This window comes from Streptomyces sp. NPDC127092 (genome assembly GCF_042722475.1).
GTDB lineage: Bacteria > Actinomycetota > Actinomycetes > Streptomycetales > Streptomycetaceae > Streptomyces.
Genome location: NZ_JBHXFE010000010.1, coordinates 138,742 through 156,629, shown reverse-complemented (window position 1 = coordinate 156,629; position 17,888 = coordinate 138,742). Strand labels below are relative to the sequence as shown.

At 74.1% G+C, this 17,888-nt stretch carries 16 protein-coding genes and 1 pseudogene; 7 read left to right on the top strand and 10 right to left on the bottom strand.

Annotation, left to right across the window (positions count from 1 at the left end; all coding sequences use genetic code 11):
* The first annotated feature begins 12 nt into the window (after nt 1-12).
* Nucleotides 13-429, top strand: a complete 417-nt coding sequence (locus tag ACFWJO_RS11425) for a DUF6299 family protein (RefSeq protein ID WP_386864475.1) — start codon at nt 13-15, stop codon at nt 427-429.
* On the opposite strand, the gene ACFWJO_RS11420 is transcribed toward ACFWJO_RS11425, so the two are convergent.
* Both ACFWJO_RS11420 and ACFWJO_RS11415 read right to left on the bottom strand, forming a co-directional pair.
* Entirely contained in the window at nt 416-919 is a 504-nt protein-coding gene (locus ACFWJO_RS11420) for a DUF402 domain-containing protein (protein WP_386864473.1), read from the bottom strand. The two genes, ACFWJO_RS11425 and ACFWJO_RS11420, sit on opposite strands and share 14 nt — an antisense overlap.
* On the bottom strand, nt 900-1,829 hold the full coding sequence (locus tag ACFWJO_RS11415; protein ID WP_386864472.1) for a GNAT family N-acetyltransferase: 930 nt from the start codon (nt 1,827-1,829) through the stop codon (nt 900-902). The genes ACFWJO_RS11420 and ACFWJO_RS11415 overlap by 20 nt, the downstream gene beginning before the upstream one ends.
* Before the next feature lie 74 nt (nt 1,830-1,903).
* Here ACFWJO_RS11415 and ACFWJO_RS11410 point away from each other — a divergent pair, with 74 nt between their 5' ends.
* Complete coding sequence (locus tag ACFWJO_RS11410; RefSeq protein WP_384416317.1) at nt 1,904-2,278, top strand: GntR family transcriptional regulator; 375 nt, start codon at nt 1,904-1,906, stop codon at nt 2,276-2,278.
* Between the two features lie 221 nt (nt 2,279-2,499).
* On the opposite strand, the gene ACFWJO_RS11405 is transcribed toward ACFWJO_RS11410, so the two are convergent.
* Nucleotides 2,500-3,609, bottom strand: coding sequence for a DUF5925 domain-containing protein (locus ACFWJO_RS11405; RefSeq protein ID WP_386864471.1), 1,110 nt, complete (start codon nt 3,607-3,609; stop codon nt 2,500-2,502).
* Between the two features lie 212 nt (nt 3,610-3,821).
* Here ACFWJO_RS11405 and ACFWJO_RS11400 point away from each other — a divergent pair, with 212 nt between their 5' ends.
* Nucleotides 3,822-4,628, top strand: coding sequence for an SGNH/GDSL hydrolase family protein (locus ACFWJO_RS11400; RefSeq protein WP_386864470.1), 807 nt, complete (start codon nt 3,822-3,824; stop codon nt 4,626-4,628).
* Here the strand turns inward: ACFWJO_RS11400 and ACFWJO_RS11395 are convergent.
* On the bottom strand, nt 4,612-6,276 hold the full coding sequence (locus ACFWJO_RS11395) for a serine/threonine-protein kinase (RefSeq protein WP_386864468.1): 1,665 nt from the start codon (nt 6,274-6,276) through the stop codon (nt 4,612-4,614). The two genes, ACFWJO_RS11400 and ACFWJO_RS11395, sit on opposite strands and share 17 nt — an antisense overlap.
* Before the next feature lie 275 nt (nt 6,277-6,551).
* On the opposite strand from ACFWJO_RS11395, the gene ACFWJO_RS11390 reads away from it, so the two are divergent.
* Nucleotides 6,552-6,824, top strand: coding sequence for a hypothetical protein (locus ACFWJO_RS11390; RefSeq protein ID WP_386864467.1), 273 nt, complete (start codon nt 6,552-6,554; stop codon nt 6,822-6,824).
* A 251-nt stretch (nt 6,825-7,075) separates the two neighbouring features.
* Here the strand turns inward: ACFWJO_RS11390 and ACFWJO_RS11385 are convergent, their stop codons facing one another.
* Complete coding sequence (locus ACFWJO_RS11385; RefSeq protein ID WP_386864466.1) at nt 7,076-7,852, bottom strand: ABC transporter permease; 777 nt, start codon at nt 7,850-7,852, stop codon at nt 7,076-7,078.
* A complete protein-coding gene (locus tag ACFWJO_RS11380) occupies nt 7,849-8,790 on the bottom strand; it encodes an ATP-binding cassette domain-containing protein (protein ID WP_386864464.1) in 942 nt (313 codons plus the stop codon). Before ACFWJO_RS11380 ends, ACFWJO_RS11385 begins: the two co-directional genes overlap by 4 nt.
* A gap of 75 nt (nt 8,791-8,865) precedes the next feature.
* Here ACFWJO_RS11380 and ACFWJO_RS11375 point away from each other — a divergent pair, with 75 nt between their 5' ends.
* Entirely contained in the window at nt 8,866-9,576 is a 711-nt protein-coding gene (locus tag ACFWJO_RS11375; protein ID WP_386864463.1) for a TetR/AcrR family transcriptional regulator, read from the top strand.
* A 52-nt stretch (nt 9,577-9,628) separates the two neighbouring features.
* Here ACFWJO_RS11375 and ACFWJO_RS11370 read toward each other — a convergent pair whose 3' ends face one another.
* The 4 genes from ACFWJO_RS11370 to hmgA all read right to left on the bottom strand — a co-directional run bounded on the left by ACFWJO_RS11370 (nt 9,629) and on the right by hmgA (nt 14,714).
* Nucleotides 9,629-10,849, bottom strand: a complete 1,221-nt coding sequence (locus tag ACFWJO_RS11370) for a type ISP restriction/modification enzyme (RefSeq protein WP_386864461.1) — start codon at nt 10,847-10,849, stop codon at nt 9,629-9,631.
* A 323-nt stretch (nt 10,850-11,172) separates the two neighbouring features.
* The gene (locus tag ACFWJO_RS11365) at nt 11,173-12,324 is read right to left on the bottom strand and encodes a hypothetical protein (protein ID WP_386864460.1); all 1,152 of its coding nucleotides are present in this window, start codon (nt 12,322-12,324) and stop codon (nt 11,173-11,175) included.
* Nucleotides 12,325-12,587: 263 nt separating this feature from the next.
* Entirely contained in the window at nt 12,588-13,337 is a 750-nt protein-coding gene (locus tag ACFWJO_RS11360) for a GntR family transcriptional regulator (RefSeq protein ID WP_386864459.1), read from the bottom strand.
* Between the two features lie 51 nt (nt 13,338-13,388).
* Entirely contained in the window at nt 13,389-14,714 is a 1,326-nt protein-coding gene (gene hmgA / locus ACFWJO_RS11355) for a homogentisate 1,2-dioxygenase (protein ID WP_386864458.1), read from the bottom strand.
* A 214-nt stretch (nt 14,715-14,928) separates the two neighbouring features.
* Between hmgA and ACFWJO_RS11350 the strand changes: the two genes are divergently transcribed.
* On the top strand, nt 14,929-17,067 hold the full coding sequence (locus tag ACFWJO_RS11350) for a right-handed parallel beta-helix repeat-containing protein (RefSeq protein ID WP_386864457.1): 2,139 nt from the start codon (nt 14,929-14,931) through the stop codon (nt 17,065-17,067).
* 59 nt (nt 17,068-17,126) lie between these two features.
* A pseudogene (locus tag ACFWJO_RS11345) lies at nt 17,127-17,888 on the top strand (hypothetical protein); the annotation flags it as partial.

Here is a 17,888-nt window from a genome sequence, read left to right as displayed (position 1 = left end):
GACCTTCCGCCCATGCGCGCTCGCCTCGCCCTCGCAGGCGCCCTGCTGGCCACCGCCGCCGCCACCGCCCCGACCGCCCACGCCGGAGCGGGCGACGGTCTGTCCGTCACCCCCCACGGGACCGTCGCCGACGACGGCACGGTCACCCTCACCGGCTCGTACCGCTGCCTGGACGACAGCGCCGGGCCCGTCTTCGTCAGCTCCACCCTCGTCCAGGACGACCGTTCCTCCGGCATCGGCGGCACCCGGGCCGTCTGCGACGGCCAGGTCCACGAGTGGACCAACAGCGCCGTCGTGAGGGAGCCGGGCTACCGACCCGGCGAGGCCCGGGTGAAGGCCACGCTGATGCAGCTCACCGCCCAGGGCCCGCTGGGCCTGCCGCTGCCCGGCTTCCTCGCCGTGAAGGAGTCGGCCGTCACGCTCCGCTGAGCAGCCCGGTCAGTCCGTCCCGGCCCAGGGCGGCCAGCTCGTCGAGGGCGAGGACCGCGCGCCCGGCCGCCTCCGGGTCGGAGGCGGCCAGACCGCTCGCCGCGAACTCGTCCTCGTCGAGCCGCAGCACCTCGCTGCCGTCCGCCGACACCCACAGGTCCAGGTCCAGGTCCTCGACCACCACCTCCGCGGCGCCGACGTCGGCGGGCCGGGTCACGTCGCAGTACCAGCCCTTGAGCGTGCCGTCGCCGGAGCGGACCTCCTTCACGGCGTACCAGCGGTCGCGCCAGTAGTGCTCCGTGAACACGTCGCCCGGCTCGAAGCGCACGAAACCGAAGTCCCGTACGCCCTCCCCGGCCCAGGGCGCGCGGACGGTCAGCCGGACGCCGTCGTCGGACAGCAGCTCCGCCGGGTAACGGATCTTCGTCCGGCCGGCCTTCACCAGGACGATCTCGACCGTGCCGGCCGTCTCAGCCGAGTTCGCGGACATGACGGGTCTCCTTCGCGCGGACCTCGTAACCGAACCACCTGTTGACGGCCAGCATCGGGCCGTTCTCCGTGTCGTTGCCGGTGAACGCCTCCGTACAGCCGGCCGCGCGGGCCCGGTGCAGCGAGTCGTTCTTCGCCAGCTTGGCGAGCCCCCGGCCCCGGTGACCGGGGTGGGTGCCGGTCATGGCCGAGCCGTAGCGGCCCAGGCCGTCGGTGCGGGCCGCGCTGAACGCCACCGGACGCCCGTCGGCCACGACCACCGTGGTGAGCTCCCGGTCGAGCAGCGGATGGTTCCAGGTGGACGCCAGCCAGTGGGCGTAGTCGTCCAGCTCCGCCGCCACGTCACCCGGCTCGTCCGCCGTGGTCACCCCGTCCAGCTCGAACAGCGGCCGCGGGTCGGCGGCGAAGTCGGCCGCCGTGCGCAGCTCGACACCTGCGGGCGGCGCCTGGAGCGGCGGCAGCTCTGCCGTGGCCAGGTCGAGCCGCAGGAAGTACGCGGAACGGCTCGGCCGGTAGCCGTGGCTCGCGGCGAAGGCGAGGGAGGACGGCTCGTCGAGGACCCAGCTGTACAGCCTCGTCGCCCCCACCTCCGCCAGGTGCTCCTCGGCGGCGCGCAGCAGCAGCGTGCCGGCGCCGCGACCGGTGTGGCCGGGATGGACGAAGACGTTGACGTCGCCGATCCCCGGCTCGGGGGACTCGTGGGCGAGGGACACCTCCGCCGTGCCGACGGCCTCGCCGTCGATCTCGGCGATCAGCGGCCGGGTGCGGGCGTCGGGATGGGCGTGCGCCAGGTCGTATGCCACCTGCGGGCCGGTCGCGAGCAGGTAGGGCAGCGCGGCGCGCCGGACACGGGCGAACGCCTCGGCGTCCTCCAGGACGCCGGGCCGTACGTCGCGGACGATCACAGTCATGTGACCGCACGCTATGCGGCGTCCGTCTCCGGCCGCCTCCCATTTTCCGGGGGGCCGGGTGCACAATCGGGCGGGTGACGCTTCGAATCAGCGTGGATGCCCGTTCCACCACCGCTCCGTACGAACAACTGCGCGCCCAGATCTCGGAGAGCGCCCGCTCGGGCGAGCTGCCGGTCGGCTACAAGCTGCCGACGGTGCGCGGCCTCGCGGAGGACCTGGGACTCGCGGCGAACACGGTCGCCAAGGCGTACAAGGCCCTGGAGGCGGACGGGGTGATCGAGACCCGGGGCCGCAACGGCACCTTCGTCGCCGCGGCCTCCGACGCCGCCTCCCGCCTCGCCGCCACGGCCGCCGCGGCCTACGCGACGGAGGCCCACCGGCTGGGCCTGACCCGCGACGAGGCCGGCGCGGCGGTGAAGGACGCCCTGCGGGCGGCGTACGACGAGTGAGCACGCAGTCCTGGGAGTGACGACCTCGGCGCCCGGGCACCGGCGCCTGGGCGGTAGCGGCAGAGACGGCCGGGCGGTGACGCGCAGCAGAGACGGCCGGGCGGTGACGAGGAGCACCGCGCCGGCCGGGCGGTGACGAGGAGCACCGGGCCGGCCGGGCGTGAAGACGAGCGCTGAGCCGGCCGGGCCCGACGGCGGGCGCTGAGCCGGCACCGCCTGCGCTAGAGGTACAGTCCCTGGCTTGTCGCGCGCTGCTCCGGCATGCCCGGCGCGGGTGTCCCGCGGCGCAGCGCGAACAGTTCCGCGAGGGTGGCGCCGTCCCGTCCGATGCCCTCCTCGCGGCCGAGCCAGTTCACCGCCTCGGCGCGGCTGAGCGGTCCCACCTCGACGCGGGCCAGGCAGCGGCCGGGCCGCACCACGGCGGGGTGGAGCCGCTCCAGGTCCTCGTTGGTGGTGACGGCGACCAGCACGTTGCGGCCCTGGCCGAGCAGCCCGTCGGTGAGGTTGAGGAGCCGGGAGAGCGCCTGGCCCGCCGCGTGCTTGGCCTCGCCGCGGATCAGCTCGTCGCAGTCCTCCAGGAGGAGCAGCCGCCAGCGGCCCTCCTCCGTCCCGTCGTCCTCGCCGATCGCGATGTCCATGAGGTAGCCGACGTCGCCGAAGAGCTGCTCGGGGTCGAGCACGCAGTCGACCTGGCACCAGTCGCGCCAGGAGCGGGCGAGGGTGCGCAGCGCGGAGGTCTTGCCGGTGCCGGGCGGACCGTGGAGCAGCAGCAGCCTGCCGGTGATGTCGTCCGGGGTGAGGGCCATCAGCTGGTCCATCGCCTCGGCGACCGGCGCCGTGTAGTTGGGGCGGACCTCGTCCCAGGTGGCGGCGGCGATCTGGCGGGTGTTCCGGTCCGGCCCGCGCCGGGGAGACAGGTGCCAGAAGCCCATGGTGACGTTGTCGGGGCTCGGTTCCGGCTCGTCCACGGCCCCGTCGGTGGCCTCCTTGAGGACCCGCTTGGCGAGTTCGGGATCGGTCGCGGTGACGGTGACGTGGGCGCCCCAGTTGAAGCGGGAGGCGAGCAGCGTCCAGCCCTCGCCCTCGGCGAGGACGGCTCCGCGGTCGCCGTCCTTCGCGGCGCGCAGCAGCCGGGCGCCCGCGGGCAGCAGGGTCGCGGACGGCTTGACCCGTTCCAGCCGCGCGCCGTGCGCGTGGGGCTGCTCGCCGTTGACGAAGCGGCCCAGGAACAGGGCGTCGACGACGTCGGACGGGGAGTCGGCGTCGTCGAGGTTGAGTCGGACGGGCAGGGCGTGGAGCGGATCGGACGCTGCTTCAGGGGTGCCTGACATGGGGTCATGATCTGTCACCGCGGCGGTCCGCGCACCGGGTTTTGGAGCGGACGGTCCGTCGGGTGACGGGCGGGGCGGAAGTGGCCGGATATCGACGCTTCCTGACGGGGTGACGGGAGCCGGTCACTCCCACTTTTGACATGAACACTTCCGGCGGGCCGGATCCGCTGCTACTACCTGGTAACGCAGAGATCCTGCTACAGGGAGGTTCCATGAAACTGTCCCGTTTTACGGCTTTCTCGTCCTCGCTGCTCCTCGGTGCCGTCCTCGCCCTGACCGGCGCCGGCGTCGCCCACGCCGCGGAAACCGCCGCGGTGGACTACGTGGCCCTCGGCGACTCGTACTCCTCCGGTGTCGGAGCGGGGAGTTACGACAGCGCCAGCGGCGACTGCAAGCGCTCCACCAAGGCCTACCCGGTCCTCTGGAAGAACGCGAACGCCCCCTCGTCCTTCGCCTTCACCGCCTGCTCGGGCGCCCGAACGGGTGATGTCACGGCCAATCAGCTCGGACCGCTCAACAGCGGCACCGACCTGGTCTCCCTCACCATCGGCGGCAACGACGCCGGTTTCGCCGACGTCATGACCACCTGTGTCCTGCAGTCCGAGTCGACCTGCATCAACCGCGTGAATCAGGCCAAGGCCTATGTCGACTCGACGCTGCCCGGCAAGCTCGACGCGGTCTACTCGGCCATCAGATCCAGGGCCGCCAACGCCCGGGTCGTCGTCCTCGGCTACCCGCGCTTCTACCAGCTCAACGGCAGCTGCATCGCCGGCCTGAGCGAGAACGAGCGCCGCGCCATCAACGACGCCGCCGACTACCTCAACGCGGCCACCGCCAAGCGCGCCGCCGACCACGGCTACACCTTCGCCAGCGTGGTCCCCGCCTTCACCGGCCACGAGATCTGCTCGAGCTCGTCCTGGCTGCACAGCGTCAACTGGCTCAACATCGGCGAGTCGTACCACCCGACCGCGTCCGGCCAGTCCGGCGGCTACCTGCCGACCTTCAGGGCCGTGGCGTAGCGGAACCCGGCGCACCGCCGGAAGCACCGGCCGAAGCACCACCAGGAGAAGAGGTCCCGTCCGAAGGCGTCGCCGTCGTCGGCGGCGTCGACGGCGGGACCGTCTCCTCACAGGTCACCGAGAACGCCACCCAGTTGGACTGCCGCGCCACCGGCTCGCGGACCTCGACCCGGATCCGGTCGCTCACCTGCGAACCCGCCCCGTAATCGGCCTGGGTGCGGGTCAGCCGCTGCTCGGTGGGCCCGCCCTCCGGGAACTCCAGCGTCCGCCACTGCGTGTCCTGGGCCTCGCCGCTCTGCGTCGCCCAGCGGTACGACACGGTCGCCGGCGTCCGGTCCACCGTCACCACCGCCGTGAACGACGGGGCCACGTCCTCCGGCGGAGGGCACGCCCCGCTGTAGGAGTCGCGCACCGCCCGTACGTTCAGGAGGACGGACACCGGCGGAGTCGTCGTCGCGCTCGGCGACGCGCTCGTGGTCTGCGCGGACGTCGTCGGCGCGGGCGTCGGCGACGTCGTGGGCGCGCTCGTCGTGACCGGCGGCACCGTGGGCGTCTCATGGGCGTCGGTGTCCCGCAGCGCCGCGTACGTCAGCCCGCCCGCCACCAGCAGCAGCGCCGCGATCCCGGCGGCGAGCCCCCAGCGCCTGCGCGGCCGGCCCCCGGAACCGTCGCCCGGCACCGGCAGGGGAGTGGTCGCCCCGGGACCCGCCGGGCCGCCGGGACCGCCCGGCGCGCCCACGCCGGCGAGGCCGACCACTCCGCCGGAACCGCCCGCGCCGTCCGCGCCTCGGGGTGGGAGGGGCGCGTACGGCACGGCCGTCAGCGGCTCCGTGCGCGGCGTGCCGCCCGCGCCGATCACCCGCAGCCGGTCCTCCGCGTCCGCCGCCGAAAGGCGCTGTTCAGGATCCTTGCGCAGCAACCCCTCGATCACCGGGGCCAGCGGGCCCGCGTGCGCGGGCGGCGCGGGCTCCTCGTCCACCACCGTGCGCAGGGTGTCGAGCGCCGTCTCCCGGCGGAACGGCGTGACGCCCTCCACCGCCGCGTACAACAGGACGCCCAGCGACCACAGGTCGGCCGCGGGTCCCGGCGTGCGACCCAGGGCCCGCTCGGGAGCCAGGTACTCGGGCGAGCCGATCAGCTCGCCGGTCATGGTGAGCGGCGAGACGCCCTCGACGGCCGCGATCCCGAAGTCGGTGAGCACCACCCGCCCGTCGTTGGCGAGCTGGACGTTGGCCGGCTTGACGTCCCGGTGCAGCACGCCCGCCTCGTGCGCGGCGCGCAGCGCGGCGCACACCTCGGCGCCGATGTGCGCCGCCCGCCGAGGCTCCATCGGGCCCTCGGCCGCCAGGGTCTCGGCCAGCGTGAGACCCGGGACCAGCTCCATCACGATCCACGGGCGGTCGTCGTCCAGGGCCACGTCGTAGACGGTGACGACGTTGCGGTGGGTGATCCGGGCGGCGGACCTGGCCTCCCGCTCCAGCCGGGCGTAGAGGCGCTCGCGGTCCTCGGCCGGGAGCCCGGCCCCCGCCCGCACCTCCTTGACCGCCACCTCGCGCCCCAGGACCTCGTCCCGGGCGCGCCAGACGGTGCCCATACCGCCCTCGCCGAGCACGTCGAGCAGCCGGTAACGACCCGCGATGACCGTCATCACTCCACGGTAGCGGAGCCCCGCCGGTTTTGGTGGCGGAGATCACACCCGCTCGCGGCCCCGCAGGTGGGGGCCGCGCGTGCAGGATGGTTCGTGACGGTTCGACAGGTGTTCGATCGCTGTCCAACTCACCCTGGAATCAGATGGATTCGGACAGTGATCGTCAACCCCCGTACACGAGCGGTGAATCCTGCGGCCGGAATACACGGGTGTCGTAGCGGGGCGATAGGGTTAACCTGCCCGGGCCGGGTGCCCTCGTACGGGTGGGGAGTGACATGGAACAGATAGCAATGCGCAGCAGGCCGCGAGTGCCTGCCATCACCTGCGGGAGCAGCGCGACCAGTTCGCGACTCGACCGCCATCTCGCGGTGCTCGGCGGTCCCGCCGTGCCGCCGCGCGAGGCGGCCGAGGCGACGCTGCTCATGCGGGAACTGACGACGCGTACGCGTGAGGTGCCCGTGCAGGGCCACCGCAGCCGCAGCGCGCGGGTCTCGCTCTTCGCCCCGCTGCGCCGACTGCGCCGCTCGCTCTTCGGCAACCACAGCTGACAGGCCGTCCGGGCCGGGCTCCCGCGCACCCCGAGGCGCCGCTCCCGCCCGCACCCGCTCGGCCCACGGCTCGTCCCTGACCGAACGCCGGACGTGTCCCCGCCCGTCCGGCGCTTTCCCTTACCCGCGCCCCCTGGCCTGCGCCGCTCCCTCACCGGAGCCCTCCCTTGCCCGCGCCCCCTGGCCCGCGCCGCTCCCTTACCGGCGCCCTCCTTGCCCCTGCGCGCGAGGCGTCCCGAGGCTGCGGGGTCTCATGTACGGGCGTAGCGCCCCACGGCCGCCGGCGCGCACAGCGCGATCAGTGCCAGCGACCAGAGCAACGCCCCGGCCACCGGATGCGTCACGGGCCACGCCGCGTCGACCGGCACCGGCGCGTTCCCGAACAGCTCCCGGACGGCGGTCGTCACCGCCGAGATCGGGTTCCACTCCGCGACCGTGCGCAGCCAGCCCGGCATCCCGTCGGTCGGGAGATAGGCGTTGGAGAGCAGCGGCAGCATGAAGGTCGCGCTGCCCAGCTGTCCGGCCGCCTCCTCGCTCTTCGACGCCAGACCGAGCAGGATGCCCGCCCAGGTGGCCGCGAAGCGGAAGAGCAGCAGCAGTCCGAAGGCGCCGAGGGCCCCGACGGCCGTGCCCTCGATCCGCCAGCCCATCGCCAGGCCGACCAGCAGCAGCGGGACCATGCCGACCGCGCTGGTGACCAGGTCTGCGAGCGCCTGCCCCAGCGGCACCGCCGCCCGGCTCACCGGCATCGTCCGCAGTCGGTCCGTCACTCCGCGGTGGGTGTCCTGCGCGGCCTGGAACATCCCGGTCATCAGGCCGTTCGCGGCCGTCGCCACCAGCATGCCCGGCACCAGGAAGGCCCGGTAGTCGGCGCCCGGCATGGCGAGCGCGCCGCCGAACACGTACCCGAAGAAGAGCAGGAACACCACCGGCATGGTCTGGGTCATGACCGTGATCGCGGGGGCGTGCCGGATCCGCAGCAGATGGCGGCCGAGGATCGCGGTGCCGTCGTGGACGAGGGCGCTCATGCGGCGAGCTCCTTGCGGTCGGTGAGGCGCAGGAACACCTCGTCGAGGGTGGGCGGGCGCAGTGAGGCGTCCAGGATGGGGACGCCGGCCGCGTCGATCTCGCGGACGAGCCGGGGCAGGGTCAGCGTCGGATCGGTCGTGACCGCGCCGACCGTGCGGCGCTCGGCGTCCAGGGACGGCAGCGAGCCGGTGAGCCGGTCGAGCACGGCCGCGGCCGCCTCGAGCGGCGCCGGTTCCGCGACCACGACCTCGGCGTAGCTGCCGATCCGCGCCTTGAGCCCGGCCGGCGTGCCCCGGTGGGCGGCGCGGCCCTCGTCGACGAGGACGATCTCGTCGGCGAGCCGGTCGGCCTCCTCGAGGTACTGCGTGGTGAGCAGCACGGTCGTGCCCTGCGACGCCAACCCCCGTACGGCGTCCCAGATCCCGTTCCGGCTGAGCGGGTCCAGTCCGGTGGTGGGCTCGTCGAGGAACAGCACGGCCGGCGGGACGATCAGGCTCGCGGCCAGGTCGAGGCGCCTCCGCATGCCGCCCGAGTAGGTGCGGGCGGGCCGGCCGGCGGCCTCGGCGAGACCGAAGCGCTCGAGGAGTTCGTCGGCGCGGGAGCGCGGGGCGCGCAGCAGCCGGGCGAAGAGCCGCAGGTTCTCGGCGCCGGTGAGGTCGCCGTCGACGGAGGCGTACTGCCCCGTGACCGCGATCCGCTCCCGCACCCCGCCCGGGTCGCGGACCACGTCGCGCCCGGCGACCCGCGCGCTGCCCGAGTCGGGCGCCACGAGCGTGGTGAGCACCCGGACCGCCGTGGTCTTCCCGGCGCCGTTGGGTCCGAGCAGCCCGCAGACCGTGCCCTCGGGCACGGCGAGGTCGAGGCCGCGCAGCGCCTTGACCTGGCCGTAGCGCTTGCACAGACCCTCACTAAGTACAGCGTACGTAGTTGTTGTCATGCGGCGACCCTAGCGCATTACGTACGGTGTACGTAACCGGGTGCGTCATTACGATGTGCGGCGAGGTGATGATCGATGGCAGGCCGAGCGGCCGAACCCGAAGTGATCTGGGCGCGCCCCGAGCGCACGGGCCGCGGCCCGAAACCGGCCTACCGCCGGGAGGACATCACGGACGCGGCCGTCCGCATCGCCGACGCCGACGGCATCGACGCCGTCTCCATGCGGCGGATCGCCGCCGAGCTCGGCTGCGGCACCATGTCCCTGTACAACTACGTGCCGCGCAAGGAGGACCTGTACGAGCTGATGGTCGACCGGATCAGCGGAGAGTACGAACTCGGCGGCCCCAGCGGCGACTGGCGCGCCGACATGACCGCCGTCGCCCACCAGGCCCGCGGGATCCTGCGGCGCCACCCCTGGGTGATCCGGCTGATGACCACGGGATACGCCTTCGGGCCCAACGCCCTCCGCTTCCTCGAGCACTGCCTGGCGTGCCTGGACGGACTCGACCTGCCCGGCGGCACCAAGATGGAACTGGTCGCCACGGTCAACGGCACCGTGATGACGATCGTGGCCAACGAACTCGCCCTGGCCGAACGGGCCCGCTCCCTGCCCTGGTCAGAGGAGCAGGAACAGGCCGTGCGCCAGGCCTACCTGGCGAGCCGCCTCGCCACCGGCGCCTACCCGCACCTGACCGCCGTCTTCACCGCCGCGGCCCCGCCGCCGGACGCGGAGGAGGTCTTCACCCGGACCGTCGACCGGGTCCTGGACTCGTTCGTGAAGACGTGAGCTGAGCCGGAAGACCGGGCCGCGTGCGGTCGAGCGCGGCGGCCAGGTCGGTTCACAGCAGGGCGAACTGCCCCTCCGGACCCTCTTCCTGATGGCCGAGCACGGACGCCGGGCGGCGCGCCCCGTCCGGCACGGGCAGCACCCCGGCCGCCCGCAGCCCGGCCCCGGTCACGCCTTCCGCCGTCGCGCGCCCGGCGAGCGCGGCCCGCTCCGGCTCGCGGCCGGCGAGCAGCGCCAGGACCGTGATCAGCTCCAGCAGCTCCGAGGTCCACTCCTGCGGCCACGCCGCAGGTCCGATCGCCTCCAGACTGCCCGGCTCGGCCGCCGCGGTCCGGTGCGCGAACCACTGCTCCAGCATCCGCACCCCGCCGACCTCGAACTCCCACGCCTCGGCCGGCACGGGGGAGACCCGGCCCTCGTCCAGGGACAGCACCTCCTCCACCGGGTCGTACGCGATCCCGGCCGGCCGGGCCGGCAGCGCCGCCCGTACGTACGGCCTGCGGCCACCCGGGAGCCGCGGCCGGGCCCCGCCGCGGGCCCCGCGCAACTGCACCTCGATCAGCTCCCGGCCGAGCGCCATGCCCGCCGCCCACACCTCCGGGTCGACGGGCAGCGGCACCCGGCAGCCGGCGGCGGAGGGCAGCGCCGCCGCCACGGCCCAGGCGAGCACGTCCTCCGCGGCCACCTCGCAGCCGTACCGCCGGCCGAGGAAGTCCCGCAGTCCCGGCGCCAGGTTGGGTTCCAGACCGCCCGGGCGGCGGAACAGCGGGCGGATCCGGCCGGGACGGCCGGCCGGGGACCGACCGTCGGGCAGCGCCGCGGTCACCAGCAGCGCGGGCCCGCCCGCCCCCGGCACGTAACCCTGCTCGACGGCGAACAGCTGCCGCTCGTCCGCGACCCGCCACAACTCGGGCCGCGCGGTGTCGATCAGCCGGTGGTCCGGCAGCAGCCACTGCTCGTCGAACGGCCCGTGCGCGAGCCGCACCGGCTCCGGACAGGGCCCCGGCTCCCGCGACAGCCGCACCGTCCCGGTCCGCTGCCCGGGCAGAGCGGCCACCGAACTCGCCGTGGTCCGGGCCCGGCTCGGCCGGAACAACGCCTCGCGCTCCGCGCCCTCGGCCGCGGCCAGCCGCTCCCAACGGGCCCGTAGCGTGCGCGGATCCGGCGCGACGATCCAGGACCGCCCGAGCCGCAACGGCGCCACGGACCACGGCATGAGCTCGTCGAGCAGGGGCAGATCCTCGATCGCGGCGTCGTCCGTCACGCCCCGCATGCTAACGAGGGCGGCGCGCGGGCATCCAGCGACGCCGAAGCGGGTGCCGGAGCGGTGCCGGAGGGTGCGGCTGGGCGGGGGCGGGGGAAGACGGCGAGCGGGGGACGGGCGGGCGCGGAGAGCGTGCGGCCGGGCGCGGGCGCGGGACGGCGGCCGTGGGACGGCGGCCGTGGGACGGCAGTGTGGACGGGGTACGACGGCGGGGTGGGCGGGGACGGGGACGACGGCGGGCCTGTGCGTGGGGCGACGGGCGCGCGACGGCGGGCGTAGGGCGACGCGCCGGGAGGCGCGCGCCGGGCGGGTGGGCGCGGAGGCGCCCGGCGTCAGCGGCGCCGGACCCGCACGCGTCGCCGGGCCGGGGTGACCGGGAGTACGTCTGCCGGGGCGGCGGGAGAGACCGCAGGGAGCTCGCCCCCGACCGGGGTGGCTGCGGGAAGTGCCCCGGTGGAGGTGACGGCAGGAGGTGCCACGGCCGGGGTGGCTGCAAGGAGCGCTCCACCCGCGGGTGCTTCAGGGTGCGCGTCCGCCGGGGTGGCGGCCGTGGCCTCCTCCAAGGCGTCCCGGTACGCCTCCGGCGAGGCGGTGAAGTCCGCCCACGTGGCCAGGCCCGCCGGGTCCGCGTCCTGGCCCCGGAGGAGGTCGACGGAGGCCTGCGCGAAACGGGCGGTGAGGCCGTCGCGTTCGGCCGCGGCCAGCAGCGGGCGCAGTTCGGCGACCGCACGGGCGGCGCGGCGGCGGGACTCCGGGCCGGCACGCAGCACGGTGCGGTAGTCCGCGACCGGTGCCGCGTCCTCCAGGAGCAGGTCGAGGTGTGCGGTGAGGCGACGCCCGGCCCGGGCCGCCTCGCGTGCCGCCGGGCCCGCCTCCACCAGCACTCGCAGGGCACGCAGCAGCTCCGTGTCGCGCGCCGCCTCCAGCGACCGGGGGCCCTCCTCCCACGCGGCTCGCACCGCCGCGACGGCGCGGTCGTGGTCCCGGGCCACCCACGCGGCCGCGTCCCGCAGCTCGGCCGCGCGGCGCAGCAGCCGCGGCTCCGCCTCGGCGAGCCGGGGCAGCGTGCGGATGTTGCCGCCGACCAGCCCGACGACGGTGAGGAGCATGCCGAGGCCCGCCAGCGCGTCGGACGCGGCGTTGAGCCCGTCGCCCTCCGTTTCCTGGCCGAGTTCGAACAGCTCGCCGCGGTGCGGCCCGTCCGCCCGGACGAACCCGGTCTCCCAGCCGTAGCCGGAACCGTCGTCGTAGTTCGGTGCCTTGAGCACCGCCGAGCGCTTGGGGTCGCAGTGGTACGTCCCGTCGCGGAAGCGGTGGTCCACCGGGTCCGACCAGCGGACCTTGCAGGTGCCGTCGGGCTTCTCGTCCAGCACCGTCAGATCGACCTGGGTCAGCTCCGGATAGTCGGGTGCCGCCGCGTACAGACCGAACGACCCCAGCATCAACGTCAGTCCCAGCGTCGCCACCCATCGGAAGACGGCCACGTGCCGCATTCCGCCACCCCCGCCCACACCAGCCGTTCCTCGGCAGGACCCCCCTGCGGAACACAGCGTCCCCCGCCGCGACGGGCGCCGTAAGGGCCCGGCTACGGCAGTCCCGGCACCGCCCCGTTTCCCGCTCCCGGCAATGTCACCGGGGGCGGCGGCACGATCACCGGCTCCGACGGCATCGTCACCGGGTACGGTGCACCATCACCGGCTCCGGCGGCATCGTCCTCGGGTCCGGAATGCCACCGGGTCCGGCGCCGTCACTGTGCCTCCACCGTGACCGTGAAGGAGAACCGGTCGCCCCGGTAGCGGATCCGGGCCACGTCCACGACCCGGCCGTCCTCGTCGTAGGTCACGCCCGTGTAGTGCAGGATCGGCGAGAGCAGCGGGACCTGGAGCAGCTGGGCGGTCTCCGGGTCCGCGAGGCGGGCCTCGACGGTGTCGGTGATCCGGCTGATCCGGACCCCGACGACGTCGCGGAGCACCTTCGTCATCGGCCAGCGTTCGAGATCGGCCGGGTCGATGCCCGCGGCGATCTCCGGCAGCACCGCGTTCTCCGCCCAGTTCGTGGGCTCGCCGCTCTCGCCGTCTGCCCGGAGCCGCCGGAAGACCGCGATCTCCGAACTGCCGGGGAAGTGCTCGGCCAGCTCGCCGGGGACCGGCTCGGTGCCGTGGCCGAGCACGGTGGTCCGCTCGCCGGACTGCTGGGCCACGATCGCGTCGATCGAGCCGAGCAGCCGGCGCGGAGTGGAGCGCCGGGCGCCCGGTTCGATGAACGTGCCGCGCCGCCGGTGCCTGCTGATCAGGCCCTCCTCCTCCAGCTCCTTGAGGGCCTGGCGCATGGTCAGCACGCTCACGCCGTAGTGCGCCGCGAGCTGCTCCTCGGTGGGCAGCCGCAGCGAGGCGTCAGGGGTGCGGCCCAGTATGGAGGCGCGCAGCGACTGCGAGACCTGGTACCAGAGCGGCAGCTTCCGGTTCAGGACCAGCGAGTCGGGAGCGAAGGCGGTCACGGTTCTCTCCGTACGACGACTACGGGACACCCGGCCGGATGTTACGGGTGTTCACGGCCGGAAGTGGCGCTCAAGACCCTGCCATACGTCGTCGTAGGCGCGCTGCAGGTGGTCGGCACCGGCCGCCTGGGCGGTGGCCGTGACCGGCCAGCGGGTCTCGAACATGAAGGCCAGGCCGTCGTCGATCTTCTGCGGCTTCAGCTCGGCGGCGCTGGCCTTGTCGAAGGTCTCCCGGTCGGGGCCGTGCGCGGACATCATGTTGTGCAGCGAGCCGCCGCCCGGCACGAAGCCCTCCGCCTTGGCGTCGTACGCGCCCTCGATGAGGCCCATGTACTCGCTCATCACGTTGCGGTGGAAGTACGGCGGCCGGAAGGTGTCCTCGCCCACCAGCCAGCGCGGCGCGAAGACCACGAAGTCGACGCCCGCGAGACCGGGGGTGTCGGACGGCGAGGTCAGCACCGTGAAGATCGACGGGTCCGGGTGGTCGTAGGAGATCGTCCCGATGACGTTGAAACGGCGCAGGTCGTAGACGTACGGCGTGTGGTTGCCGTGCCAGGCGACGACGTCCAGCGGCGAGTGGGTGTACGTCGCCGACCACAGGTTGCCGCAGTACTTGTTGACCACCTCGACGGGGCCCTCGACGTCCTCGTACGCGGCGACGGGCGCCCGGAAGTCGCGGGCGTTGGCCAGACCGTTGGCACCGATCGGACCGAGGTCCGGCAGCTGGAACGGGGCGCCGTAGTTCTCGCAGACGTACCCACGGGCCGTCTCGTCGAGCAGCTCGACGCGGAAGCGGACGCCGCGGGGGATCAGCGCGACCTCGCCGGGACCGGCCGCGAGGTTGCCCAGCTCGGTCCGCAGCAGCAGCCCGCCGCGCTCGGGCACGATCAGCAGCTCGCCGTCGGCGTCGCTGAACACCCGCTCCATGGAGGCGTTGGCGTGGTAGAGGTGCACGGCCATGCCGGCCCGCTGGGTCGCGTCGCCGTTGCCGCCGAGCGTCCACAGACCCGCCAGCCAGTCCGTACCGGGCGCCGGGTCCGGCAGCGGGTTCCAGCGCAGCCGGTTCGGGTCGGGCACCGTCTCGGTGAACGGCGCGGAACGCACGGCGCCGTTGTCGATCCGGGTGAACGGCGGATGCGCGGCCGAGGGCCGGATCCGGTACAGCCACGAGCGCCGGTTGTGCGCCCGGGGCTCGGTGAACGCGCTGCCGCTCAGCTGCTCCGCGTACAGCCCGAGCGGCGCCCGCTGCGGCGAGTTCCGCCCCTCGGGGAGGGCCCCGGGGACGGCCTCGGAGCTGTGCTCGTTGCCGAAGCCCGTGCTGTAGGTCAGCGCTGCGGCCGTCTTTCTGGCCTGTTCCGCGTTGCTCTCCGCGTTCATCGCGTACTCCTGTCCTGACGCTCACAACAATCCTATGCATGACCGTAGGATTCCGCTCCCGCTCGCGTCAACGGGGACTTTCCGGGCCCTCCCGGCCCTCCCGGCCCTCCCGCCCTTCCCCGGAGGTGTGCCGGCCTTCTTGGACGAGGCGCGCGCACGACGGGTTCCTGCACGAGGGGTTCCAAAAGATGAACAATGCTCTACTCTCACGCGCATGTCGTGGACCCGAAGGTTCGTTCTCGCGCTCTCGGTCGTGCTCGCGGCGCTCGCCGCCGCCCTCGTCACCGCTCCCGCCGCCCAGGCACACGAGGAGCGGCCCATCACCTTCCCCGACGGCTCCGGCCGCGTCCCCGCGCTGCGCACCGGCGAGCCCGACCTGCTCGTGTGCAAGAGCGACCCGGCCGACTTCCACCGGCGGATCGCCGCCTTCCCCGCCGCACTGAAAGCCCGCAACCTCGCCCTCTTCGACCGCTGCCGGCGCCAGGGCTACCGCCACCTCCAGCAGGCCGTCGACGCCGTGAACCGGCCCGGCATGACCATCGCGATCCTGCCCGGCCTCTACGAGGAAGAGCCCTCACTGCCCGCACCCGCCGGCGCCTGCGCCGCGCTCAAGGCGCCGACGTCCTCCTTCGGCTACCAGATCCTCAGCTACGAGCAGCAGAAGCAGTGCCCCCACAACCAGAACCTCGTCGCGATCCTCGGCAAGAAGGACCTCCAGATCGAGGGCACCGGCGCCTCCCGGCTCGACGTCGTCATCGACGCCAGGTACGCCAAACTCAACGCCATCCGCGCCGACGGGTCCGACGGCGTCTACTTCCGCAACTTCACCGCCCAGCGCACCACGTTCAACTCGCTCTACGTCCTCGCCGCCGACGGCTTCGTCATCGACGACGTCCTCACCCGCTGGAACGACGAGTACGGTTTCCTCACCTTCGCCTCCGACCACGGCCTCTACAAGAACTGCGAGTCCTACGGCAACGGCGACTCCGGCATCTACCCCGGCTCGGCCTCGAACATCAACGACGGCCGCGGCTACGACGTCCCCCGCTACTCCATCGAGATCACCGGCTGCCGCAGCCACCACAACATGGTCGGCTACAGCGGTACCGCCGGGGACTCGGTGTGGGTCCACGACAACGAGTTCGACCACAACATGGGCGGCGCCTCCATGGACTCCGCCTTCCCCGGCCACCCCGGACTCCCGCAGAACCACGCCCGCTTCGAGCGGAACCTCATCCACGACAACAACCAGAACTACTACCCGTACGTCGCCGACGGCACCTGCGCCAAGCCGCCCGCCGAGCGCGGCTACGAGCAAGGCGTCGTCTGCCCGCAGATCTCCATGCCGCCCGGCACCGGCATCATCACCGCGGGCGGCAACTGGAACCTCTACGAGAACAACTGGATCTACGGCCACCAGCGCGCCGCCTTCTTCCTCAGCGCCGTCCCCGCGTTCATCCGCGGCGAATCGGCGTGGGGCAAGCAGACCGACACCTCCCACCACAACCGCTACGCCGCCAACCACCTGGGCGTCGACCGCGCCGGCAACGCCCGCCCCAACCGCACCGACGTGTGGTGGGACGGCCAGGGCAGCGGCAACTGCTGGCAGCCCGACACCGGCGCCGCCACGCCCTACGCCCTCCCCGCCTGCGGCTCACGCCGCGGCGAGGTCTCGGGCGACACCCGCCGCCTCGTCGGCGAACCCGTCAAACTCGCCCAACTCCTCGTCTGCGCCGACTACAACGTCCAGGCCCGCCGCCTGCCCGCCGGCTGCGACTGGTACGGCGCACGCGGCATCCAGCGCGTCGAGACCCAGCTCACCCTCGGCATCGCCGCCGTCCTCGCCCTGGTCGGCACCACCCTGTGGTGGCGCCGGCTCCGCGGCAGCCGGCTCGCCGGCGCGGCCACCCTCCTCGGACTGCTCGGCCTGGCCCTCGACGTCACCGCCTCCACCCTCGCCCTCACCCCGACCGTCCTCCCGGCCCTCGCACTGCTCCTGACCGGCCTGTGGTGGACCGCCCTCGGCCTCGCCCTGCGCCCGCACCGCCGTGTCTTCGCCTGGACCACCCTCACCCTCGGCGCCCTCACCCTCCTCGACGCCTTCGACAAGGCGGTCCTGATGATCCCCTGGATCCCCCTGAGCCCGGCCTGGGTACGCGGACTGCTCGGGGTGGTCTGGGTGCTGTGGGCCGTGACAGCAGCAGCCACCCGCCGCCCCACGCCCGGGCAGCCCTCTACACCCACCTCCGCGGCCTCGGGCAGCGCCACGCCCGTCGGCTCGCCGGACGTCGCCGACCCCTCGGGCGGAGCCAACCCCTCCGCTCCCTCCGCCCCCTCGGGCGGTGCCGCATGACGCCCCGCCCCGCCCCCGCCCCTCCCTCCGCCCCGCCCCCTCCGCCCACCCCCGCGCCCGTGCCCCGGCCCGCACCGGCGCCCGTGCTCGCCGCGGCGCACGACGCCCCGTCCACCCCCGGGCTCGTGCCCGCTCCGGCGCCCGTGCCGGCACCGACACCCGTGCCCGCCGCGGCGCACGCCACCCCGTCCGCCCCCGCCGTCGTCGCCTCCAGCGCTCGGCCACGTCGAGCGTGGCGCCGACCGTGGTGGCGCGCGGTCGGTGCCGGGCTCGTGCTCGCCGTCGGTGTGGCGCTGCTCGCCGGTTGCGGCGGGCGCCCCACCACCCACCACAAGCCCGGCACCAGCCACCAGGAGGCGACCGGCGGCAACGGCACCCTCCTCACGGCCCGCGACAGCACCGGTCACCGCCTTCGCGAGGTGCCCGCCGCCGGAGCGCCGAGCGTGCGCCTGGAGACCCGCCCCGACAGCGAGGGCGGCTGGAACGTCCACCTCCTAGTGGAGAGGTTCCGCTTCACTCCCGACAGCACCGGAGGTGCCGCTCTCCCCGGGCGCGGCCACGCCCGGCTCCTCGTCGACGGCCGTGAGACCGCCCGCGCCTACGGCCCCTGGGTCCATGTCCCGGCAGGTGCCCGCACCCTCACCGTCCGGCTCCACGCCGACGACCACACGGCCTGGGCCGTCGCCGGCCGCCCCGTCGAGGCCACCGTCCGCCTCGCCGTCGGCGCTGGTGGGGGGGGGGGGACGCCCGCCTCCCCCCCCACACCCACCCCCCCAACCCCACCCCCCCACCCTCTTCCTCCCCTCCCCCCCCCCCTCCAC